The following is a 22,870-nucleotide window of genomic DNA, read 5'->3' as shown; positions in this document are numbered from 1 at the left end:
AGAATGGATTCCGGGGCCTAGCCCGGAATGACCAACAGTCACAAAACGGAGTCAACATGCTGCCACTGAAGCGGTTGTGGCTGGCGCGCAAGTTCGCCGACAGCCCCTGGCGTCACCTGTTCGAGCCCTACCGGGGCGATGAGATCATCGCCATCGACACCGAAACCACCGGCCTGGATCCGCGCCGGGCCGATGTGCTGACCATTGCCGCCGTGCCCATTCGTGGCCGCCGGGTGCTCACCAGCCAGCGGCTGGAGCTGACCCTGGGCGCCAGCCCCAAGCTCACCGGCGACAGCATTCGCATTCACGGCCTGCGCCATCAGGATCTGGGGGAAGGATCCCCTACCCACGAGGCCTTGGGCCGGCTGCTGGGGTTTATTCAGAACCGGCCGCTGCTGGGCTATCACGTGCGCTTCGACATTGCCATTCTGAGCCGGCTGACCCGGGAGCAGTTCGGCTTTGAGCTGCCCAACCGCCACATTGAGCTGGCCCACCTCTACCGGCGGCGTCAGCTGCGGCAAAACCCCGAGATCGATCCCAACCTCGACTTCGAGCACATGGCCCGCCAGCTGAAGGTGCCCCTGCTGGCACGCCATACCGCCTTTGGCGATGCCCTGACCACGGCACTGATGTACCTGGCGCTGGCACCGGAACCCACTTTAAACCGTCGTTAACAGGAGGCTGGCAAGCGCCTCGCAAGACCGTATACTGGGCAGGGAAAGCATGATGCACCCAGCCCGGCGGGCTTTGGCTAGCCGAAAGTCTAATTGAGCGTAACGACCATCTGGGTCACCTTGTTAACCAATGGTTACAACCAAGGAGCGGAATAATGAGTGAAGTAAAGGTTCATCCGGTCAAGCCCGAAATTGCAAAGACCGCGTTGCTGGACGAGGCCGGCTATCAGGCCATGTATCAGCAATCCATTGACAACCCCGATGCCTTCTGGGGTGAGCAGGGCAAAATCGTTGACTGGATCAAACCCTACACCAAGGTCAAGAACACCTCCTACGATCCCGGCCACATCAGCATCAAGTGGTTTGAAGACGGCACCCTGAACCTGTCTGCCAACTGTATCGACCGTCATCTGGCCACCAAGGCCGATGAGGTCGCCATTATCTGGGAAGGCGACAGCCCCGAGGACGACAAGAAGGTCACCTACCGCGAGCTGCACGAGCAGGTGTGCCGCTTTGCCAACGTGCTGAAGGCCAAGGGCGTGCAGAAGGGCGACGTGGTCAGCATCTACATGCCCATGGTGGTGGAAGCGGCCGTGGCCATGCTGGCCTGTACCCGCATTGGCGCCGTGCATTCCGTGGTGTTTGGCGGCTTCTCTCCCGATGCGCTGGCCAGCCGTATTATCGATTCCAAGGCCAAGGTGGTGATCACCGCCGACGAGGGCCTGCGTGGCGGTCGCCGGGTGGCGCTCAAGGCCAACGTGGATGAAGCCCTGACCAACCCCGAGGTCACCACCATCAAGAGCGTGATCGTGTATCAGCGCACCGGTGGCAACATCGCCTGGCATGATCATCGTGATATCTGGTGGCACGAAGCCGTGGCCAAGGTCAGTACCGACTGCCCCCCGGCGGAAATGAACGCCGAAGATCCGTTGTTCATTCTGTACACCTCCGGCTCCACCGGCACCCCCAAGGGCGTGCTGCACACCACCGGTGGCTACCTGGTGTATGCCGCCATGACCTTCAAGTATGTCTTTGACTACCACCCGGGCGATGTGTACTGGTGTACCGCCGACGTGGGCTGGATCACCGGTCACAGCTACCTGATCTACGGCCCCCTGGCCAACGGTGCCACCACCCTGCTGTTTGAAGGCGTGCCCAACTATCCCAAGACCAACCGCATGGCCCAGGTGGTCGACAAGCACCAGGTCAACATTCTGTACACCGCGCCGACCGCCATCCGTGCCTTTATGGCCAAGGGTGACGAAGCGGTGGAAGACACCAGCCGCGCCAGCCTGCGCATTCTGGGCTCGGTGGGTGAGCCCATTAACCCGGAAGCCTGGGAATGGTACTACCGGGTGATCGGCGACGAACGCTGTCCCATCGTGGACACCTGGTGGCAGACCGAAACCGGCGGCATTTTGATCACCCCGCTGCCCGGCGCCACCGATCTCAAGCCCGGCTCCGCTACCCGCCCCTTCTTTGGCGTGCAGCCGGCGCTGGTAGACGGTGAAGGCAACCAGCTGCAAGGGGCCACCGACGGCAACCTGGTGATCCTGGACTCCTGGCCCGGTCAGATGCGCACCGTGTTCGGTGACCACGACCGCTTTGAGCAGACCTACTTCTCCACCTTCCCCGGCACCTACTTCAGTGGTGACGGCGCCCGCCGCGACGAAGACGGCTACTACTGGATCACCGGCAGGGTGGACGACGTACTGAACGTGTCCGGCCACCGCATGGGCACCGCCGAGATCGAGTCGGCGCTGGTGGCCCATCCGAAGATCGCCGAGGCTGCCGTGGTGGGGGTTCCCCACGACATCAAGGGCCAGGGCATCTACGCCTATGTGACGCTCAACGCCGGCGAAGTGCCGTCCGCCGAGCTGCACAAGGAAGTGAAGGACTGGGTGCGCAAGGAAATCGGCCCCATCGCCACGCCCGACGTGATCCACTGGGCCGAAGGCCTGCCCAAGACCCGCTCCGGCAAGATCATGCGTCGCATTCTGCGCAAGATTGCCACCGGCGAGACCGACTCCCTGGGGGATACCTCCACCCTGGCGGATCCGAGTGTGGTGGATCGCCTGATCGAAGAGCGCAGCCAGGTCGCCTGACCCAGCCCCGCCACTGAAAAACGCCGCTTCCAGCGGCGTTTTTTTATGCCTGCCGTTCAGTTGCTGTCGCTTTTTGTCGCAGCAACAATCACAGTTTGCGGAACGTTCTGCCGTTCATCCTGCCTGTAGCCTGCCGTATCCCTTCGCACGGATAAAAAATTATTAGTCATTAGACCAGTAAATTGCTGCCAATTTTCATGAAATCACTATAATTGGGCGCACCGGGTCGAAACGCGTATTTTTATTTGCCAGCGACCGGCAAAAAACGCTAGGCTCCCTGTAACTCGACGTGAATACCGCAAGATTGACGAGGATTGCTGCACAATGGCCGATAAATACCGAATTCTGCTGCTCAACGGGCCAAACCTTAACCTGCTGGGCCGACGCGAACCGGGCATTTATGGCAACAACAGCCTGAACGACATCGTTGCCCGCCTGACCGAGCAGGCCGCCGGGCGTGATATCGACCTCAGCCATGTCCAGTCCAACGCGGAGCACGTTCTGCTCGACGCCATCCACCAGGCCGATGGCCGGCAGGATTTTATCATCATCAATCCCGCCGCCTTCACCCACACCAGTGTGGCCATTCGTGATGCCCTGCTGGGCGTGAACATTCCCTTCATTGAAGTGCATCTGTCGAATGTGCACGCCCGCGAGCCCTTCCGCCATCATTCCTACCTGGCAGACAAGGCGGTGGGGGTGATCTGTGGCCTGGGTGCCGATGGTTACGAATTTGCCCTTGAGGCGGCGGCCCGCTATCTGGCCCGTCGCTGATTCATATCAGCATCAACAAAACTAAAGAGAACGCTCATGGATATTCGTAAAATCAAGAAACTGATCGAACTGGTTGAAGAATCCGGTATCGCCGAGCTGGAAATTGCCGAGGGTGAAGAATCGGTACGCATCAGCCGCTATGGCGCCCCGGCGCCGGCCCAGATGATGCCCCAGTATCAGGTGCAGGCCGCCCCGGCTCCCGCCGCTGCCCCTGCCGCCGCCCCTGCGGCCCCGGCCGCTGAAGCCGCCACCCCCGAGCTGAGCGGCCACGTGATGCGTTCCCCCATGGTCGGTACCTTCTACCGCGCCTCCAGCCCCGGTGCCAAAAACTTCGTGGAAGTGGGCCAGACCGTGAACGTGGGCGACACCCTGTGTATTGTTGAAGCCATGAAGATGATGAACCAGATCGAGGCCGACAAGGCCGGCGTGGTGAAGGCCATTCTGGTCGACAACGCCCAGCCCGTTGAATTCGACGAGCCCCTGTTCATCATCGAATAAGGAATTCCCATGCTGGATAAAGTAGTCATCGCCAACCGCGGTGAAATCGCCCTTCGCATTCTGCGCGCCTGTAAGGAGCTCGGGATCAAGACGGTGGCGGTTCACTCCACCGCCGACCGCGATCTCAAGCACGTGCTGCTGGCCGACGAGTCCATCTGCATCGGTGGCAACCAGGCCACCCAGTCTTACCTGAACGTGCCGTCCATCATCGCCGCCGCCGAAGTGACCGACGCCGTGGCCATTCACCCCGGTTACGGCTTTCTGGCGGAAAACGCCGATTTCGCCGATCAGGTGGAAAAGTCCGGCTTTATCTTCATCGGCCCCCGTGGCGACACCATTCGCCTGATGGGCGACAAGGTGTCCGCTATTGACGCCATGAAGAAGGCCGGCGTGCCCTGCGTACCGGGCTCGGACGGCCCCATTGGCGGCGACGCCAAGCGCAACGCCGCCATTGCCAAGCGCATTGGCTACCCGGTGATCATCAAGGCCGCCGGTGGCGGCGGTGGTCGCGGCATGCGCGTGGTGCGCTCCGAGAGCGAGCTGGAAAACTCCATTGCCATGACCAAGGCCGAGGCCGGTGCCGCCTTTGGCAACGACATGGTGTACATGGAGAAATTCCTGGAAAATCCGCGCCATATCGAAATTCAGGTACTGGCCGACGGCCAGGGCAACGCCATTCATCTGGCCGAGCGCGACTGCTCCATGCAGCGCCGCCACCAGAAGGTGGTAGAAGAAGCACCGGCGCCGGGCATTACCGCCGAAATGCGCAAGTTCATCGGCGAGCGCTGCTGCAAGGCCTGTGTCGACATCGGCTACCGCGGCGCCGGTACCTTTGAGTTCCTTTACGAAAACGGCGAGTTCTATTTCATTGAAATGAACACCCGTATTCAGGTGGAGCACCCGGTGACCGAAATGATCACCGGTGTGGACCTGATCAAGGAGCAGCTGCGCGTGGCCGCCGGCCTGCCGCTGTCCATCACCCAGGATCAGGTGGTGGTGCGCGGTCATGCCATTGAATGCCGGATCAACGCCGAAGACCCCCGTACCTTCGTGCCGAGCCCGGGCGAGATCACCCGTTTCCACTCGCCGGGTGGCCTGGGTGTGCGCTGGGACTCCCACATTTATGCCGGCTACCGGGTACCGCCCTACTACGACTCCATGATCGGCAAGCTGATCTGCTACGGCGAAAACCGCGACATCGCCATCGCCCGCATGAAGCACGCCCTCAACGAGCTGGTGATCGACGGCATCAAGACCAATATTCCGCTGCACAAGGAAATCATGAGCGATGAGAACTTCCGCAATGGCGGAACCAACATCCATTACCTTGAGAAGAAGCTGGGCCTGTAAGGCTTGTGCGGAATGATAAAACGGCGCCCAAGGGCGCCGTTTTTGTTTTGCGAGCCCGGCGGTTTTTCCCGGCCAAGCCAGCCGTTACACTATGCCCTCAGCCCACTGAGACAATCCCATCATGAAGATTCACCGCATCAACCCGTGCAAACGCTGGTCCGACATTACCGTGTTCAACGGCATCGCCCATTTTGTGGAAGTGCCCGAGTGCGACCTGTCCCTCGGCATTGAAGCGCAGACCCGGCAGGTCATGGTGCAGGCCGAGCAGGCCCTGGCCAAGGTCGGCAGCGACAAGGGCCGGCTGCTGTCGGTCACCATTTACCTCACCGACTTTGCCCTTCTGCCCGCCTTTAACCAGGTGTGGGACGACTGGTTCCCCGAGGGCACCGCACCCAGCCGCGCCTGCGTCAAGGCCGAGCTGGCCAACCCCGGCTACCTGGTGGAAATGGCCTTTGTGGCCGCCGCCGGCGAGGAATATTTGAAGTAATGCCATACCGGGCTTCGGCCCGGTATTTTTCTGCCGGCAATCGTGCCTTTTTTGGAGCGCGAGCAGCCTGCCCGCATATTGCCGTGCAGCGGCAACCTCTTCGAGCGCCCTGCGGGCGCTAATGCAGGCTGGCAGCCTGCGCTCCAGGAAACAGCCACCCTCCCTCTAATTTGTTCCCCTACCCGCTCACTGGTATGCTGCGCCCGATTCGAAGGAGCCCTCATCATGAACCCCATTGTATTCATTGCCCGGCGCGAGGCCTTGCTCAGCGTGCTGCTGGCCCTGCTGTATTTGGCGGCCTGGGCGGCCTGTGCCTGGCTGGTGCCGCCGGCACTCACCCTGGCCGGCTGGCCGCTGTGGTTTTTGCTGAGCTGCCTGTTCAACCCGCTGCTGTTTGTGGTGCTGTGCGCGCTGATGGTGCGCTGGTGTTTCAAGGCGGTAAACCTGGAACCTGGTCATGAATCCTGAGCTTATCCTTCCCCTGCTGGTGTATCTGGCGGTGATGATTGGACTGGGGCTGTGGCTCGGCCGCCGCCAAAGCACCAACGGCTTTGTGCAGGACTACTTTCTCGGCAGCCGCTCCATGGGCGGCTTTGTGCTGGCCATGACCATGGTAGCCACCTACGCCTCGGCCTCGTCCTTTATCGGCGGGCCGGGCGCGGCCTACCGTATGGGGCTGGGTTGGGTGCTGCTGGCAATGATCCAGGTGCCCACGGTCTGGCTGACCCTGGGGGTGCTGGGCAAACAGTTCGCCCACATTGCGCGGCGGGTGAATGCACTCACCATCAACGACATGCTGCTGGCCCGCTACCGAAGCCCGCTGGTGGTACTGCTGGCGGGCCTGGGCCTGCTCGCCGCCTTTGTGGCCACCATGGTGGTGCAGTTTATTGGCGGCGCCCGGCTGCTGGAAACCGTGACCGGACTGTCGTACCAGAGCGGGCTGATGCTGTTTGCCGGCGCCGTGCTGTTCTACACCCTGGTGGGCGGCTTTCGCGCCGTGGTGGTGACCGATGCGGTGCAGGGCATACTGATGCTGCTGGGCACGGTCGTGCTGCTGGCCGGCGTGCTGCAGGCCGGTGGCGGTGCCGCGACCATGTTTGCCGAGCTGGAGGCCATTGATCCCGGCCTGGTGCAGCCCCAGGGCCCCGACGGCATGCTGGGCATGAGCTTTATGCTGTCGTTCTGGGTGCTGGTGTGCTTCGGGGTGATTGGCCTGCCCCACTCGGCGGTGCGCTGCCTGGCCTACAAGGACAGCGCCGCCATGCACAAAGGCATTATTATCGGCACCCTGGTGGGCGCCCTGCTGATGTTTGGCATGCACTTCGCCGGGGCCCTGGGCCGCGTGCTGGTGCCGGAGCTCACCGTGCCCGACAAGGTGATGCCCACGCTTATGCTCACCGTGTTGCCGCCGCTGGTGGCCGGACTGTTCCTGGCCGGGCCCATGGCCGCCATTATGTCGACCATCGACTCCCAGCTGATTCAGGCCGCCGCCACCCTGGTCAAAGACCTCTACCTTAACCACCTGTGCAAAACCCAGCCGGCCCCCGCCACCATCAAGCGCGCCAGCAAGCTGGTGACCCTGGTGCTGGGGCTGATAGTACTGTGGGCGGCCCTGAGCCCGCCGGAGATGATCATCTGGCTCAACCTGATGGCCTTTGGCGCCCTGCAGGCGATCTTTTTCTGGCCACTGGTGCTGGGCCTGTACTGGTGGCGCGGCAACAGCACGGGGGCGCTGGCCTCCATGCTCACCGGCGCGGTGAGCTACAGCCTGCTGCTGAACCTGGGCATCAAACCCCTGGGGCTGCACGCCATTGTGCCGAGCCTGGCGATCTCGGGCCTGGCCTATGTGGCGGGATCCTTGCTCACGCCGCCGCCCTCGGCCGAGGTGCGCGCCCTGTTTGGCCGCCAGGCGGACACACCGGCCGCGCGGTGATAGAATAAGCCCTTTAGCCCACGACGAAGACCGCCATGCCCTGGATACAAATTCGCATCAACGCCACCGAAAAAACCGCCAACAAGGTCAGCAACATGCTCTCCGGCCGTGGCGCTCAGGCGGTGACCTACATGGACGCCGAAGACAAACCGGTGTTCGAGCCCCTGCCCGGTGAAACCCTGCTGTGGGACGACACCGTGGTGGTCGGCCTGTTCGACGCCGAAACCGATCCGGCGCCCATTATCGACTTTCTGAAAAAGTTCTACCGCAAGGATCTGGTGTACAAGGTGGAACAACTGGAAGACAAGGACTGGGTGCGCGAGTGGATGGACAGCTTTCATCCCATGCGCTTTGGTAACCGGCTGTGGATTTGCCCGAGCTGGCGCGATGTGCCCGATCCCGACGCGGTGAACGTGATGCTGGATCCGGGCCTGGCCTTTGGCACCGGCACCCACCCCACCACGGCGCTGTGTCTGGAGTGGCTGGACGGACAGGACTTGACCGGTAAAACCGTGATCGACTTTGGCTGCGGCTCCGGCATTCTGGCGCTGGCGGCACTGAAGCTGGGCGCCAAGGAAGTAATCGGCATCGACATCGATCCCCAGGCCCTGCAGGCCAGCCGCGACAACGCCGAGCGCAATGGCGTGGCCGATCGCCTGAGCGTGTACCTGCCCCAGGATCAGCCCGCAGGCCTCACCGCCGATGTGGTGGTGGCCAATATTCTGGCCGGCCCGCTGAAAGAGCTCTCCCCCATCATCAGCGGTCTGGTGCGCCCCGGCGGCCAGCTCGCCCTGTCCGGCATCCTGGAAACCCAGGCCGAGGGCCTGAACCAGGTCTATGACCAGTGGTTCGACATGGCCGAGCCCGTGTTTCGGGAAGAATGGGCCCGCCTGAACGGCAGCAAGCGCTGATCAAAGGCTCCTTACGGAGCCTTTTTTAACCCTGAAACCGCCTCACCATTGCGTAAAAAATGCACCGGAACCTTGACTTATAAAAAATTATGCGCCGGTCAATTTGTGAGCTTTTCAGCACCGTCAAAAATGCGTAAGATACGCGACCCTGAGCCGAAGCAGCCGTAATCTCATGGAAATTGGTCCTTACAAACTGGACGCCCCCCTGCTGGTGGCCCCCATGGCGGGCGTAACCGACAGACCCTTCCGTACCCTGTGCCTGCGCATGGGGGCCGGCATGGCCGTGTCGGAAATGATGTCGGTCAATCCCCTGTTGCGGGATTCCGAAAAGTCGCGCCGGCGTATGGACCATGAAGGAGAAACCGGCATTCGCTCCGTGCAAATTGCCGGCGCCGATCCGGTGCTGATGGCCGATGCCGCCCGATACAATGTGGATCAGGGCGCGCAGATCATCGACATCAACATGGGTTGTCCGGCAAAGAAAGTAAACAAGAAGATGGCAGGCTCCGCCCTGCTGCAATACCCGGAGCTGGTGCAGGACATTGTCAGCGCCGTGGTCAATGCAGTGTCGGTGCCGGTTACCCTGAAGATTCGTACCGGCTGGGATCCGGACCACCGCAACGGCGTGCACATTGCCCGCATTGCCGAAGACTGCGGTATTCGAGCCCTGGCCGTGCATGGCCGCACCCGCGCCTGCATGTACAAGGGTAATGCGGAATACGACACCATCAGGGCAATTAAACAGGCCGTCTCGATGCCCGTTGTTGCCAACGGAGACATCACCAGCCCGCAAAAGGCCCGGTTTGTGCTGGATTACACCGGCGCCGATGCCATTATGATTGGCCGGGCTGCCCAGGGACGACCGTGGATTTTCAGAGAAATCCGCCACTATCTTGAGCATGGCACCACGCCCGCACCGCTCCCGAGGGAAGAGGAGCAGGCAATGATTCGAGAACACCTGACCGCGCTGCATGCGTTTTACGGCGAGGTAATGGGGGTAAGGATTGCTCGAAAACATGTGGGATGGTACTTGCAGGAGACGGCGGCGGGCCGTGACTTTCGCCGTAATTTCAATGCTATCGAGGATGCCGGGCAACAGCTCGACGCCTTGGAGCAGTTTTTCGCGAATAATAGCTTAACGAACAATAGAAGAGCCGACTGAATATGTTCGAACAAACTACGACTTCTGATGCACTGGTAACCACCACCAAATCTCCGACTTCCGAGCAGCCGACCCAGCGCCCGCTGCGCAACTCCGTAGAGCAGGCCCTGCGCAACTACCTGTCTCAGCTCAACGGCCAGGAAGTGACTGAGCTGTATGAGCTGGTTCTCTCCGAAGTCGAAGCGCCCATGCTGGACGTGATCATGCAGTACACCCGCGGCAACCAGACCCGCGCTGCCAACATGATGGGCATTAACCGCGGCACCCTGCGCAAAAAGCTCAAGAAGTATGGAATGAACTGATAGATTTCAGTCAATCTATTGACTTTCAAGGCGTTAACTCGAAAGAGTCAGCGCCTTTTTCTGTTTTGTGGCACACCGTGAAGCACACGGCTGTAGCCGCCGCTTCAGCCGGCGGAGTCTGCGCAGCAGGTCTTAACGAGACGCCTCAAAATGGGCAGCAGCGGCGTTCAGCACCTTCCGCGCCGAAGCAGCGTCTTCAAAGCCCAGGCCTTCCATGCCACCGTCCGGGCCTTTGTAATTGGCAAACCACAGATCGATGATCTGGCTGGCTCCCGGATACTCTTCATCCAGTTGCGCCATGCTCTCGATATGAGCAAAGGGCGAGTCGTTGGCCAGCACGGCAATCAGCTTGTCGTCCTGCTCACCGTCATCCAGCATTTTCAGCACGCCAATCATACGCACATCCACCACTTCCCCCCGTGGTACCGCCTGCCCCAGTACAATCACATCCAGCGGATCACCGTCGCCACCCAGCTCCTTGGGCAGGGCCGTGCCGGGAATGGCACCATAGTTACCCGGATAACCCAGATAATTCACCACCCGCGGTTTGCCCTGTTTGTACTCCCAATACACCGCCTTGGGATCATCCTTGCTCACTTCCCACTTGGCCGAGGTGCCGGCCGGGATCTCAACAATCGCCTTGACGGTGCCATCCTCGTTGCGTGCCTTCAGCGCCATCAGATCGTCCTTGCCCACAATGGTAAAGTCGTCTTTTGCGGTCATGGCGGCGGTATGCGGAATGGTGTTCGCAAAAGCCAGCCCACCCAGGGTATTGGCATGAGCCGCATTCGACAACATCACCAGGCCGGCAGCGGCAGACAACGTCAGGATTTTTTTCATGTGATTCAACTCCTTGAAAAAGAAGTGAATAACTATGAACAGGCAAGGTGACGGCGGTATGACAGAGCACTCATCCCTTCAGCACGCTTCTCAAGCGGGCAAACGGCTTCATTTCATCGGTCACAGGAATATCTTCATAGTCCGGGTTGGTGGCATGCAGCAGATAGCTGCCATCGGCAGTTTTGCTCACAACTCGCAGCAGGTATTGATCGTCACCGGTTTCGTCCTGCCGCTCTATGGCCAGCGTCTGGTTGCTGATGCTACCGGCAGTGTCTGGCGTGATCCATTCCAGCAACAGCAGATCACCGTCGTTGACCGGATTTTTGCCGCCGTTCATGGAATGGCCGCTGGCTCTGGCCAGAAAGTAGCGTTGAGAGTCAACACTGATGTTCTCCCCAGGCACAGCCATCATGTCGGCCTGATCACTGCTACCGGTTCTGAAATGGCCACAGGCGATTTTAAGATCCGGATAGAAGGGCAGCTCCACCACGTCGGCATCAGGAATAGCCTGGGGTGGGATCGCCGTTTTCTGAAAGCTCTGGAACTGGATCTTGCGCCGGCGATATTCCGCCAGCCTGAGATCCACCAGTTCCTGCATCATGTCGTGCAGGGTATCCCGCTCATTCACGGGCAGGATAAAACGCGGGCAGAACCGATCTTCTTGGATCTCAAACCAGTAATCTGCCTGGGAGTCATTGTTACCGCCGGTGCTGTGTTTTATCGGGTTCTTGCTCCAGTAACTGAGCCATTGAGCGGAGTCCGCCGCCATGGCCTGCTGTGGCTCGGCCAGATCCACCATAAACAAGTCTGGGTGGCGTTCCAGCACCAGCCTGGATTGCTCGGCAAGCTCAGTCAGCAAGGGCGGCTGGCGCAGGCCGTCCAGCTCCAGCAAGGCCTGCAACAGGATCAGCTTGAAACACTTGGTCAACTTGGTAGTTTCAATGCCAGTCAGCAGAAAGTCATTCAGCTTTTCCAGCACTTGCTCGGCGTCCTCCGTCAGATCGCCCTGATCGTGCACCAGCCCAAACCAGCTGCCGTGCTGCTTACGCAGTTTGGTAAAGTCGATGCCAGCCTGAAAGGCCTGCACCGCCGTGGGCCTTGCCCCCAGTTGATCTCGGAGCCGGCAATAATCGTCCGCCACTTTTACCCGGCTGCCATAGCGCAACTGATCTGCAAGTTTGAGCAACTGTGGATCCAAATTGATAAAGCAGCCGGGCGGCAATGTGATATCAGTTTTTCCCGGCGTGCCGGATCCGCCCAGTGCCTGTTGCAGCTGCCAGGGCTTGAACAGACAGGATCTGTGGTTGCCCACCAGATCGATCACCATGAGATCCTGCTTGCCCGGGTGTAACCGCAGGCCACGGCCCAACTGCTGTAAAAACACAATGCGTGATTCCGTGGGCCGCAGCATCAACAGGGTATCGATGGCGGGCAGATCCGTGCCTTCATTAAACAGATCCACTGAAAAGATCACGCTCAGCCGGCCAGCGGCCAGATCGTTTAACGCCTGATTACGGGGCAGCGAAGATTCGGCATACACGGCGGCGGCTTTAATGCCTTCATCCTTGAAAAGCTGTGCCATAAATTCCGCATGACGCACCGACACACAAAACGCCAGAGTGCGGCTGCGCCCCAGCCGCCGCCACTGTTCAAGAGCATGTCTGGCCCGCTTGTGACTGGCAAAAGCATGTTCCAGTGCGTCAGGATCGAAGCGGCCATTACGCCAGGGAATTTCCTCGTAGTTGATGTGCTCGTCATAAATGCCGTGATACACCAGCGGCACCAGATGACGCAGCTCAATGGCTTCCCGCAGGTGGCATTCAAACACCAGGTTGTCGTCGCACAGGGCCAGAATATCCGCCTGATCGGTACGATCCGGCGTAGCGGTCAGCCCCAGCAAAAACCGAGGCTGAAAGTGATCCAGCAGCCGACGGTAGGACGACGCCGTGGCATGGTGAAATTCGTCCACCACGATGTAATCGAAGTGATCTCGGGCAAAGTGTCTGAGGTGGGCATCCCGCCCCAGGGTCTGCACTGAGGCAAACAGCCAGTCGGCCTGATCTTTCTGCTTGCCGGTATAAAGCCCGATGTGCGCTTTCGGGTTCATGTGAATAAAGGTGGACTGGGCCTGGCGAATGATTTCTTCCCGGTGGGCCACAAACAAAATGCGCGCGGCCTGCATCTGGCGCACATCAAAGGCCGCCAGCCAGGTTTTGCCAAGACCAGTGGCCATTACCACCAGACCACGGCGATAGCCCTCTGTCCGGCTGACCTGCAGTGCCGCCAGGGCAGATGCCTGCACGCTGTTGGGCATGGGGGTTTCCCGCAAGGTTTCGTCGTCGCTGCGGGTATCGCCGGTTACCAACCGAAGGTGGGTCAGCGGGCTTTGGCGATAACGCTTGAGGTAATCGTCTATCCATTCATTGGAAAGCACAACTACTCTGCTGTCGTTAAACAGTCGCTCCATCTGCGCTTGCAGCGCCAGCAGGCTGGTAGCCGCCGGACTGTGACCATCATCGTTCACGGTCAGCTGCCAGCTCCATTCCAGCGATTGAGTCAACGCCGCTTTCGACAAATTGCTGGAGCCCACAAAACCTTTTCCTTGCAGGCGTTGCTCTGTGTACTGGTGAATAAACAGGTAGGACTTGAGATGAAAACCGGCTTCGCCGCTGCTCTGGTAAATGCGTACATCGGCGCCCCGTTCAACCAGCAGCATCAGCTCTCTCAGCGCCACCGGTTCGGTTACGTCCAGGTAGTCGGAAGTGAGCACCCGTAACTCCACGCCCCTGCCCAGCGCCTCACTCAGGGCATCCTGCAGCAGCGAAAGCCCGCTCTGGCGAATAAAAGACACCGCCATGGTGATGGCACTGCCCTTGCCGGTGCGGTTAATGGCCTCAAGCAGCGGTGTCAGCAGCGGCTGATTGAACACGGGATCCTGCTCACCGCCACCGGTTACCAGCTCCAGCATCAGTCGGCCTCCTTTGTCAGTAGCGCATTAAGCCAGCGCTCCTGCTCCCGCCCTGAACGCAGATCTGCCGTTTGCCAGCTTTCCGTCAGGGTTAGCGGCAGGGCCGATACCAATTGTTCAAGACCGGCTTCGTCCATATCGGTAAAGCGGCGACCATTACGCTCCACCTCGCCCCGACCGTATTTAAAGGAGCAATACAGCACGCCGCCGGTGCGAAGCTGCGAGGCCAGATGTGCCAGTACGGCGTCCAGATCCACTTCGGGCACATGCAGCAGAGACGCGCAGGCCCAGATGGCATCGGCGGCCGGCTGACAAGCAAGTGTCATAAAGTCGTGGCAGGCCACCGGCAGACCGGTGTAGTCTCGCGCCCGCTTGACCAGGGCCGGGCTGGCATCAAAGGCGGTGACCCTGTAGCCCAGTTCAGCAAAGTACTTGCTGTCGCGGCCGGAGCCGCAACCGGCATCCACGATATGCCCGTCGCTGGCGACCCTGGGCAGAAAGCGCTGATAAAGCGGAGTCATGTCCACGCTGACGGTGGCGGCAAAAAAGGCGTCTGCCTCTTGCTGGTAATAATCGAGGGTCATAAAGTCGGCCGGTAAACACACATTGTCGGCTACTGTATCAAAATTACGCTGAAACAGATGTTCTCGTTCGAAGCCAGCTATGAAAGACCCGGACCAGCGCATCTGTCATCTTCCCTATTCACGTTTTCTCTTACGATGCGCCCATGACCACACCGCCCATCACTCCCGCCTCGCTGGACGATCCCTTCTATTACCTGCACAACATGCAGCAGGTGGTGCGCTTCTGCCTGGCGCGCTACCGCGATTTGTGGCTTGCCGACGAGCGTGAACAACTGCATGGCTGGCTGGCCCTGAGCGAGCCGGCTCAGGGCTTGCTGGTGCGGCTGATCATGCGCAAGGGCGGCCTGTTTCGACCCGACAAGCTGCTGTATGCCGAGATACCGGATTTGGAGCAGGCCCTGGCCGAGCTGAGTGATGCCGGCTTTGTGGAGCCCGCGCCGTCGCTCACCTTAAGCGAGATCTGTGCCCTGGCCCGGCGCGAGGAATGTGTGCAACTGGCCCGCCACCGGCTGCCGGAGCAGGCTTTTACTGCTTCCGCCCGCAAGCGGGACCTGGAAAGCGCCCTGTTGAGCGAACCGGAGCAACACTCGCAGCCGCTGGCCGACTGGTGGCCCAATGCGCCCTTTACGGTGATAAGGCTTGCCTGCAATGAGCTGTTCGACCGGTTGCGGCTGATGTTTTTCGGCAACCTGCATCAGGACTGGTCAGAGTTTGTGCTCACCGAGCTGGGCCTGCAACAGTTTGAGCCGGTGCCGTTGAGTGCCGCTTCCCGCCCCTTTCAGCACAGGGCCGATGTGGATTGCACCCTGGCGCTGTACCGTCTGGGAGAGCAAATGGAAACCGAGCCGGTGGCCGGGCTTTACCATGCCCTGCCTTCGGCAGTGAACTGCGAGTGGATTGAATACCGCCGGCACAAGTTGCTGTTTCAACTGGGGCGGCAGGCAGAGCGCCAGGGTGACACCGCCCTCGCCCTTGAGCTGTATCAGCAAAGCCGGCACCGGGACGCGCGGGTTCGCGCCCTGCGCCTGCGGGAAAAAAACGACGCGCCCGAGGTGGTGGTGAACCTGGCGCAACGGGCCCTGGCCGAAATCGCGCAACCGGAAGCGCGCCTTAACCTGACCCGCATATTGCAGCGCAGTGCCAGAAAGGCCGGGCTGACACTGCCTGCCGCGCCAACGGCGCCAGTGCCGGTTAGCCGCATTACCTTGCCTCGGCCAACGGAGGTACGGGTGGAGGCGGCAGTCATGGTCCATTTTGCCCATGGGCAAACCCGGCTGTTTCATGTGGAAAATCGGCTGTTCAACGGCCTGTTTGCGCTGCTGTTCTGGCCCGCGCTGTTTGCCCCGGTGCGCGGCGCCTTTTTCAACCCGTTTCAGGCGGGCCCGGCCGACCTGTACCGGCCGGGCTTTGCCGAGGCGCGGTGCGAGCAGATTGAAGCCGGCTTTGCCACGCTGGCCGGTGGCGATTACCGCCGCCTTATTCTCGAGCGCCACCGGCAAAAACAGGGTATTCGTTGCGATTTTGTGCACTGGCCGTCACTGCCCGTTGAGCTGGTGGAGCAGGCGTTGGCGGTGATCCCCCCCGCTCACCTGGCCGCCGTGTTCCGCCACCTGCTGCTGGACCTGCGCCATCATCGCAGGGGCATGCCGGACTTGCTTGAACTGAACACGCAAACGGGGCATTACCGGTTAATTGAGGTAAAAGGCCCCGGCGACCGGCTGCAGGATCATCAGCAGCTATGGATAGAGGCCATGGGGGAGCATGGCTTGCCGGTGAGTGTGTGTGAAGTCCGCTGGCAGGACTGATTGGCCCCATTACAGAATGGTAATCGTTCGGCAATCCGTTTGACGGGGGCGAACAGGCATAGTGGTGCTTATTGGCTCTCACTCTATTTGATGGAGATAATCACCACCATGAAAACCGTTCGCTTGTCATTGCTGGCCCTGGCCTTCTGCGCTGCTCCGGGTTTTGCCGCCGAGGCCATTCCCCAGCGGGCCGATGTGAGCCTCACCCTGGCCAACCAGTTGCTGGATGCCACCCTTGCGGCCTGCCATGCCCAGGGCCGTACCGCGGTGGCGGCGGTGGTGGACCGGGGCGGTAACCTGGTGGCGCTGCAGCGGGATGATAACGTGGGCCCGCACAACACCCTGGCCGCTCAGCGCAAGGCGTTTACCTCACTGTCCACCAAAACGGCCTCACGGGAACTGTCGGAAAGGGCCCGCAACAACCCGGACGCCGAAAATCTCAATACCCTGGACGAATTGTTACTGCTGGGCGGTGGTGTGCCGTTGAAAGTGGGAGATCAGGTCATTGGCGCCATTGGTGTGGCCGGTGCCGGCGGGGCCGCCGTGGATGAAGGTTGCGCCCTGCAGGCCATTGAGCAGGTCTTGCCCAAAGCCCTCTGAGCCGAATATCATCACAGGGCCCGGTACACAGCGGCCGGGCCCCTCTTGTCTGAACGTCACTCAGTGCCTGAGGCTGTAGTCCGTGGCCTCATACACTTCCAGCTCGTATTTGGACTCCAGGAAAGTGACCAAGTCCACCAGCTCCGCGACCGTCATGATGTCGTTATACAGCGGCATCACCGACTCACCACCTTCGGTCTGGATCGTCGACATATCATAGCCTTTGGCCAGTTTGTGAGAAGGGTGGATCACCGAGGTCACCAGCTCGCCGTAGGTTTTGATGCTTTTCACCTTGCCGCCCAGGGCCACGGACAGCTCGTCGGCATTGTCCGGGCGCTCGTACCCTTCCATGGTGTGGCAGCTCAGGCACTGCATGTTCAGGAACACCTGCTCTCCCTGGGCCACATCGCCCGGTGGCAGGCTGAAGCCGCGCGCGGCGGGATCGCAGCCACTGATCCCCAGGGCGGCCAGCAGGATAATGATTGGTTGAAGACGCTTCATGTCAATTGACTCCCTTTGTTCATCAACAATTCCCCTGACAAGTGTAGGGCAAAACACTCGGTCGGGTTTGCTGAATACACAAAGAGAATAAGGCGTCAGCCCCCCTCTGGCGGGGCTGTTCGGACCGCCCGCTCGCTTTCGTCAATCGCTTCGGCCCGCCACTGGTTTACCGCCAAGGTGAGATCCGCCTCGGCGGCCACCCGTTGCAGTAACCGGGTCAGTTGGGCCTCATCCAGGCGGATCCGCTGCAACACGGCCATGGCGTTGGGGGCGCTGTCTTCCAGCCCCCGCCGTACCAGGGTATGGGCCCGTTCGTGGCGGGCAAAAAACCCGTTATCATCCTGCAGCCATTTGAGCTTGTCATTCAGCATCACACTGCCGGGAAACCAGGCGGCGATCACCACCGGCAGTTGCTGCTCAATGGCGGTATTCACCAGATGGCGATAGGCCTCGCCCGAGCCGGACAACAGCTCGTGCTCGTCCAGCTGGTAGCGGGCCAGGGCCTGCTCGGTCAGCACCTGGCTGCCATGGCCCGGCATCATGCCCACAATACGGTGCTCACCGTAGTCACTGCCGGCCAGCTCGCTGATGGTGTTCAGCTCGGCCGAGGCCGGTACCGCCAGCCCCAGTTTGAGCACGGGGCCATTGGGGCCGAGATCGTGCAGCTTGTCAAAAAAGCGCTCCGCATGGTGCCGGCTGCTGTCGGGCAGCCAGGCCGACAGGCTGGCGTCCGCGTCGCCGGCGGCCAGTTTGGACCAGATCTGCCCCGGCGCCACCTGCTCCACCGTTACCGCAAAGCCGGCCTGCTCCAGCTCCAGCCGAGCCAGCTCGGTGGTGGCCCGGGCCGTGTCCCAGTCACCGCTGAGCAGGCGAATATGCCGTTGCTCGGCCGGCGAACAGGCGCCCAGCAGCAGCGCCAGCATCAACAAAAGCCAGTGTTTCATTTGAACATTCCTTCATGAACAAGGCGCCCAGCATGCCAAAAAATGGCGCTGTGATCATGGCTTCTTCGGCCAGACGATTATTTTTCCACAAGGCTGATCTTTTTTTACTCAGGCTGTGATAATTTGCGCCGGCCTGAGGTTGGGCCTCTGATGCACGCATCAGACTCATTCAGGTAAAAGTCATTATTATCAATAACCTGGATTAAATATTCGAATGCGTCTGTCCATCCTGCTCAAGGCCGCCCTGCTCTCTCTGACCCTCAGCGCTTGTGTGGCGCCCCTGCTGTCCATGGGACCGGGTCAGCTGATGTGGGCCATGCTCAAGCCCATGGTGGGGCTGGATCCCAATACCACCAACCTGTTTGAACAACCGGTGATCAAAACCCGTATGACCAGCCTACTTGGCCCTCACTACGACACTACGGTGTCGTTGCTGCGCACCGCCGGCGAATTGCAGCAGGAAGGCCCGCTGTTCTACCTGGTGTCCCGCACCGCCCAGCAAACCGACGCCGACAAGGCCGGCCTGGTGTGGAATGCCGACAGTAACCAGCTGTCGGTGCTGCTGAGTGCCAATGATCAGACCAAGGTGTTCAGTGAATCGCACACCGGCAAGGCGGCGGTCTGGCCCGAGGTCATGCAAAACTGGCTAAGCGAGGCCGCTCGCCAGCCTGCTCAGCCTCTGGGTGGCGGACTAATCCCTTCCCCCGCCGCCGCGGTGGTCGCCCCGGCCAGCCCCACTCCGCTGCAAAGCGAGCTGGACGCCACCCGCGCTCAATTGCAGCAGGCAGAAGAGAAGCTGAAGGCGCTGGAAGCCCAGCAGGCCAACGCCCCCGCGTCGAACCAGGCCCAGCAATCCCAGGCACTGTCGCCGGAACAACGGGAAGCGGCCATGGAGGCCATGCTGAGCGAATAACAGACAAGGGCCGCACATGCGGCCCTTGTTGTGGGTGGTCATTCCGGCCTGGGAGCCGGAATTGTTCTGCAAATAACGGCAAACCCCGCCAGTGCCGTGCAACCTGCCCAGGGCTCCCGCTTTCGCGGGAGTGACCAAAGCCAGGCCAGTGCGACTCAGGTGATATTCCCCAGGTTCACGTACTTGATCTCCAGGAACTCGTCGAGGCCTATCTGGCTGCCTTCCCGGCCCAGGCCCGACTCCTTGACCCCGCCAAAGGGCGCCACTTCGTTGGAAATAATGCCCTCGTTCACCCCCACCATACCCGACTCCAGGGCTTCCGAGACCCGGAATACCCGGTTCAGATCCCGCGTATAGAAATAGGCGGCCAGGCCAAAGGGAGTGTCGTTGGCGCGTTTCACCGCCTCGGCTTCATCGCGGAAGCGGAAGCAGGCCGCCACCGGACCAAAGGTTTCTTCCCGGGCCAGCAGCATCTCCTCATGGGCGTCGGCGATCACCGTGGGCTGGTAGAAGGTCCCCCCCAGGGCATGGCGGGCACCGCCGCACACCAGCCGGCCGCCTTTGGCCAGGGCATCGGCCACGTGTTCTTCCACCTTGTCGAGCGCCGCCTGCGTGATCAGCGGCCCCTGCTGGGCGCCCTCCACCCGGCCTTCCGCCACTTTCAGCGCCGTGGCCGCCTCGGCCAGGCGAGAGACAAACGCCTCGTAAATACCGTCCTGCACATAGAAGCGGTTCACGCACACGCAGGTCTGGCCGGTATTGCGAAACTTGGAGGCCATGGCGCCGGCCACGGCGGCGTCGAGATCCGCGTCGTCAAACACGATAAAGGGCGCATTGCCGCCCAGCTCCAGGGACAGCTTTTTCACCGTGCCGGCGGCCTGGGCCATCAGCTTTTTGCCGATGCCGGTGGAGCCGGTGAACGACAGCTTGCGCACCGCCGGGCTTTGCATCAGGGCCTCGCCGATGGGGCCGGAGTCTCCCGATACCAGGTTCAGCACCCCCGCCGGCAGGCCGGCCCGCTCCGCCAGCACCGCCAGGGCATTGGCGCACAGCGGCGTGACGCTGGAGGCCTTGACCACGGCGGTGCAGCCGGCAGCAATGGCCGGGCCCACCTTGCGGGTGATCATGGCCAGGGGAAAGTTCCAGGGCGTAATGGCGGCGACCACGCCCACCGGTTGCTTGATCACCCACAACCGGTTTTCCCGCTTGGGGCTGGGAATGGTGTCGCCGCCGGCCCGTTTGGCCTCTTCCCCGAACCATTCCAGAAAGCTGGCGGCATAGGCGACCTCGCCCTTGGCCTCAGCCAGGGGCTTGCCCTGCTCCAGCACCATCAACTCGGCCAGCTCGTCCTGATGCTCCAGCATCAGATCATGCCAGCGGCGCAGCACGGCGGTACGCTCCTTGGGCGTGGAATGGCGCCAGTCTTCAAAGGCGGCGGCGGCGGCGGCAATGGCCTGCTCGGTCTCGGCGCCGCCACAGCGGGCCACCCGCGCCAATACCTCGCCACTGGCCGGGTTCAGTACCTCGTAGCTGTCCTGAGTGTTTTGCCACTGACCGTTGCAGTACCAGCCGGTTTGCCACAGTGCGTTGCTGCTGTCCATTCTCGTTCTCCTTGATTGGCGGGTTTACCCGTCTTATACAGGTCCTGTGCCCGAGTATAGGCACAAGCCACGCGGCCACTCTGGGACCAGAGTCCACTTTTGACTGCGACCAGAACGAAAAAGGCCGGAACTGCGTCCGGCCTTGGTTCAGAGGTAATAGTGCATCAGCTACGTTCGACCTGCGCCTCGGGGGCGATCGGATCTTGCGCATCTTCAACCCGGGAGGGCTTTCCCTTGACCCAGTGATCGGCGTTCTTGATGCCGAGCTTGACCGGATCAAAGGTGGGATCCAGCCCCTGCGCCTTTTGCTCCTCGTAGTCTTTCAGGGCGATCAGCGCCGGCTTTTGCAGCAGCAGAATGGCGACGATGTTCAGCCAGGCCATCAGACCCACACCAATGTCACCCAGCCCCCAGGCCAGACCGGCGGTCTTGACCGAGCCGTACACCACAGACGCCATCAGCACCAGCTTGAGCGCGAACATCAGCCAGGGGCGGTGCACCTTGCGGTTGATGTAGGCAATGTTGGTTTCGGCGATGTAGTAGTAGGCCAAAATGGTGGTAAAGGCGAAGAAGAACAGCGCGACCGCCACAAAGATGCCACCAAAGCCGGGCATTACCGACTCTACCGCCGCCTGGGTGTAACCGGGGCCGGCTTCCACGCCGGGCAGTTGCTCGACGATGGCATCGCCCGCCTTGCCCATCACGTTGTAGGCGCCGGTGATGATGATCATAAAGGCGGTGGCTGAGCACACAAACAGGGTATCGATGTACACCGAGAAGCTCTGCACCAGGCCCTGCTTGGCCGGGTGAGACACCTCGGCGGCGGCAGCAGCATGAGGGCCAGTGCCCTGACCGGCTTCATTGGAGTAGATGCCGCGCTTCACGCCCCACTCAATGGCCAGGCCCAGAATGGCACCAAAGCCCGCCTTCATGCCAAAGGCACTGCCCACGATCAGGCTCACCACTTCGGGGATCTGGCCGATATTGAGCATGATGATCACAAAGGCCACCAGTATGTAGCCCAGGGCCATGAAGGGCACCACTATCTGAGTGAAGTGAGCGATACGCTTGACGCCACCGAAGATGATAAGCCCCAGCAAAATCACCACGGCAGCCGCAGAGACGGTGGTGGGAATGCCAAAGGCGTTTTCAATGCCGGAGGCGATACTGTTGGCCTGTACGCCAGGCAGCAGCATACCGCAGGCCAGCACGGTGGAGAGCGCAAACACCCAAGCGTACCACTTCATGCCCAGCCCCTTCTCGATGTAGAAGGCGGGGCCACCCCGGTACAGGCCGTTGTCGTCCTTTTCCTTGTAGATTTGCGCCAGTGCCGATTCGATATAGGCCGTACCTGCACCCAGGAAGGCCACCACCCACATCCAGAACACCGCGCCCGGGCCACCAAAGGTAATGGCGGTGGCCACCCCGGCGATGTTACCGGTACCTACCCGGCCCGACAGCGACAGGGCCAGCGCCTGAAAGGAGCTGATACCGGCCGCGGAAGAGTTGCCCTGAAACATCAGCCGTACCATTTCCTTAATATGGCGGACTTGCAGAAAGCGGGTACGAAGGGAGAAATACAGACCCACGCCCAGACACAGATAGATCAGGGGCAGGCTCCAGATATAGCCGTTAATGGCATTAACCAGTTCGTTCATGGTCACATCCTTTGTTGAACGGGGGACGCGCGCGTCAACAGCAGCACATCGTCCTAAATAACTTGCAGCCAACACGCCAATTCTGTGTGGTGTGCGGCAAGTGCGAGAAAATTACTCTGCTATGGCCTTTATAACAAGTAGGCAACATCATCAGTAATGCTTATCTGGCCAGGCACTTCCATTTACCAAGCGAATGCAGATCCCTGCCGAGGTCATCGGCCACTGCGCAAGGAAGGCGAGCAACTCTTTGTTTTTTAAAC

The 22,870-nt window shown here is 60.8% G+C and carries 22 protein-coding genes; 14 read left to right on the top strand and 8 right to left on the bottom strand.

Translation table 11 applies throughout. The features are described from left to right. The first annotated feature begins 56 nt into the window (after positions 1–56). From GU3_RS05950 to fis, 11 genes are all read left to right on the top strand, one after another. On the top strand, positions 57–674 hold the full coding sequence (locus GU3_RS05950) for a 3'-5' exonuclease (RefSeq protein WP_014291623.1): 618 nt from the start codon (positions 57–59) through the stop codon (positions 672–674). A gap of 155 nt (positions 675–829) precedes the next feature. Next, positions 830–2,779 (top strand): acetate--CoA ligase, encoded by a 1,950-nt coding sequence (gene acs, locus GU3_RS05945; protein WP_014291622.1) that lies wholly within the window; start codon positions 830–832, stop codon positions 2,777–2,779. 324 nt (positions 2,780–3,103) lie between these two features. After that, a complete protein-coding gene (gene aroQ / locus GU3_RS05940; RefSeq protein ID WP_014291621.1) occupies positions 3,104–3,553 on the top strand; it encodes a type II 3-dehydroquinate dehydratase in 450 nt (149 codons plus the stop codon). Positions 3,554–3,589: 36 nt separating this feature from the next. After that, positions 3,590–4,051, top strand: coding sequence for an acetyl-CoA carboxylase biotin carboxyl carrier protein (gene accB / locus GU3_RS05935; RefSeq protein WP_014291620.1), 462 nt, complete (start codon positions 3,590–3,592; stop codon positions 4,049–4,051). A 9-nt stretch (positions 4,052–4,060) separates the two neighbouring features. Continuing rightward, positions 4,061–5,401, top strand: coding sequence for an acetyl-CoA carboxylase biotin carboxylase subunit (gene accC / locus GU3_RS05930; protein WP_014291619.1), 1,341 nt, complete (start codon positions 4,061–4,063; stop codon positions 5,399–5,401). A gap of 121 nt (positions 5,402–5,522) precedes the next feature. Next, positions 5,523–5,888, top strand: coding sequence for a RidA family protein (locus tag GU3_RS05925; RefSeq protein ID WP_014291618.1), 366 nt, complete (start codon positions 5,523–5,525; stop codon positions 5,886–5,888). Positions 5,889–6,113: 225 nt separating this feature from the next. Then, complete coding sequence (locus GU3_RS05920; protein WP_014291617.1) at positions 6,114–6,356, top strand: YhdT family protein; 243 nt, start codon at positions 6,114–6,116, stop codon at positions 6,354–6,356. Beyond that, a complete protein-coding gene (gene panF / locus GU3_RS05915) occupies positions 6,346–7,821 on the top strand; it encodes a sodium/pantothenate symporter (RefSeq protein ID WP_014291616.1) in 1,476 nt (491 codons plus the stop codon). Before GU3_RS05920 ends, panF begins: the two co-directional genes overlap by 11 nt. 35 nt (positions 7,822–7,856) lie before the next feature. Beyond that, positions 7,857–8,732: a 50S ribosomal protein L11 methyltransferase gene (prmA, locus tag GU3_RS05910; RefSeq protein WP_014291615.1), complete on the top strand. Its 876-nt coding sequence runs from the start codon at positions 7,857–7,859 to the stop codon at positions 8,730–8,732. A 172-nt stretch (positions 8,733–8,904) separates the two neighbouring features. After that, a complete protein-coding gene (gene dusB / locus GU3_RS05905; RefSeq protein ID WP_014291614.1) occupies positions 8,905–9,894 on the top strand; it encodes a tRNA dihydrouridine synthase DusB in 990 nt (329 codons plus the stop codon). A gap of 2 nt (positions 9,895–9,896) precedes the next feature. Continuing rightward, entirely contained in the window at positions 9,897–10,196 is a 300-nt protein-coding gene (gene fis / locus GU3_RS05900; protein WP_014291613.1) for a DNA-binding transcriptional regulator Fis, read from the top strand. A 132-nt stretch (positions 10,197–10,328) separates the two neighbouring features. On the opposite strand, the gene GU3_RS05895 is transcribed toward fis, so the two are convergent. The 3 genes from GU3_RS05895 to GU3_RS05885 all read right to left on the bottom strand — a co-directional run bounded on the left by GU3_RS05895 (position 10,329) and on the right by GU3_RS05885 (position 14,609). Next, positions 10,329–11,036: an inorganic diphosphatase gene (locus GU3_RS05895; protein ID WP_014291612.1), complete on the bottom strand. Its 708-nt coding sequence runs from the start codon at positions 11,034–11,036 to the stop codon at positions 10,329–10,331. 70 nt (positions 11,037–11,106) lie between these two features. After that, a complete protein-coding gene (locus GU3_RS05890; RefSeq protein WP_014291611.1) occupies positions 11,107–14,004 on the bottom strand; it encodes a DEAD/DEAH box helicase family protein in 2,898 nt (965 codons plus the stop codon). Then, complete coding sequence (locus tag GU3_RS05885) at positions 14,004–14,609, bottom strand: bifunctional 2-polyprenyl-6-hydroxyphenol methylase/3-demethylubiquinol 3-O-methyltransferase UbiG (protein WP_202798271.1); 606 nt, start codon at positions 14,607–14,609, stop codon at positions 14,004–14,006. Before GU3_RS05885 ends, GU3_RS05890 begins: the two co-directional genes overlap by 1 nt. Before the next feature lie 122 nt (positions 14,610–14,731). Here GU3_RS05885 and GU3_RS05880 point away from each other — a divergent pair, with 122 nt between their 5' ends. Further along, positions 14,732–16,393 (top strand): VRR-NUC domain-containing protein, encoded by a 1,662-nt coding sequence (locus GU3_RS05880; protein ID WP_014291609.1) that lies wholly within the window; start codon positions 14,732–14,734, stop codon positions 16,391–16,393. Positions 16,394–16,501: 108 nt separating this feature from the next. Then, the gene (locus GU3_RS05875; protein WP_014291608.1) at positions 16,502–16,993 is read left to right on the top strand and encodes a heme-binding protein; all 492 of its coding nucleotides are present in this window, start codon (positions 16,502–16,504) and stop codon (positions 16,991–16,993) included. A gap of 60 nt (positions 16,994–17,053) precedes the next feature. On the opposite strand, the gene GU3_RS05870 is transcribed toward GU3_RS05875, so the two are convergent. The 3 genes from GU3_RS05870 to GU3_RS17010 form a co-directional block, all read right to left on the bottom strand. Further along, positions 17,054–17,494 (bottom strand): c-type cytochrome, encoded by a 441-nt coding sequence (locus GU3_RS05870; RefSeq protein WP_014291607.1) that lies wholly within the window; start codon positions 17,492–17,494, stop codon positions 17,054–17,056. Positions 17,495–17,589: 95 nt separating this feature from the next. After that, positions 17,590–18,438 (bottom strand): glycine betaine ABC transporter substrate-binding protein, encoded by an 849-nt coding sequence (locus tag GU3_RS05865; RefSeq protein ID WP_014291606.1) that lies wholly within the window; start codon positions 18,436–18,438, stop codon positions 17,590–17,592. Further along, positions 18,350–18,598: a hypothetical protein gene (locus tag GU3_RS17010; protein ID WP_148265853.1), complete on the bottom strand. Its 249-nt coding sequence runs from the start codon at positions 18,596–18,598 to the stop codon at positions 18,350–18,352. The genes GU3_RS05865 and GU3_RS17010 overlap by 89 nt, the downstream gene beginning before the upstream one ends. A 54-nt stretch (positions 18,599–18,652) precedes the next feature. Here GU3_RS17010 and GU3_RS17270 point away from each other — a divergent pair, with 54 nt between their 5' ends. Further along, positions 18,653–19,351, top strand: a complete 699-nt coding sequence (locus GU3_RS17270) for a hypothetical protein (RefSeq protein ID WP_014291605.1) — start codon at positions 18,653–18,655, stop codon at positions 19,349–19,351. 155 nt (positions 19,352–19,506) lie between these two features. Here GU3_RS17270 and GU3_RS05855 read toward each other — a convergent pair whose 3' ends face one another. Both GU3_RS05855 and GU3_RS05850 read right to left on the bottom strand, forming a co-directional pair. Next, positions 19,507–20,952, bottom strand: coding sequence for an NAD-dependent succinate-semialdehyde dehydrogenase (locus tag GU3_RS05855; RefSeq protein ID WP_014291604.1), 1,446 nt, complete (start codon positions 20,950–20,952; stop codon positions 19,507–19,509). A gap of 164 nt (positions 20,953–21,116) precedes the next feature. Continuing rightward, positions 21,117–22,610 (bottom strand): sodium:alanine symporter family protein, encoded by a 1,494-nt coding sequence (locus GU3_RS05850; RefSeq protein ID WP_014291603.1) that lies wholly within the window; start codon positions 22,608–22,610, stop codon positions 21,117–21,119. Between the last annotated feature and the right edge of the window lie 260 nt (positions 22,611–22,870).

It is taken from the genome of Oceanimonas sp. GK1 (assembly GCF_000243075.1).
In the GTDB taxonomy this organism is placed as follows: domain Bacteria; phylum Pseudomonadota; class Gammaproteobacteria; order Enterobacterales; family Aeromonadaceae; genus Oceanimonas.
Note: the sequence above shows the minus strand (reverse complement) of the source record. Positions and strands in the feature narration are given on the sequence as shown.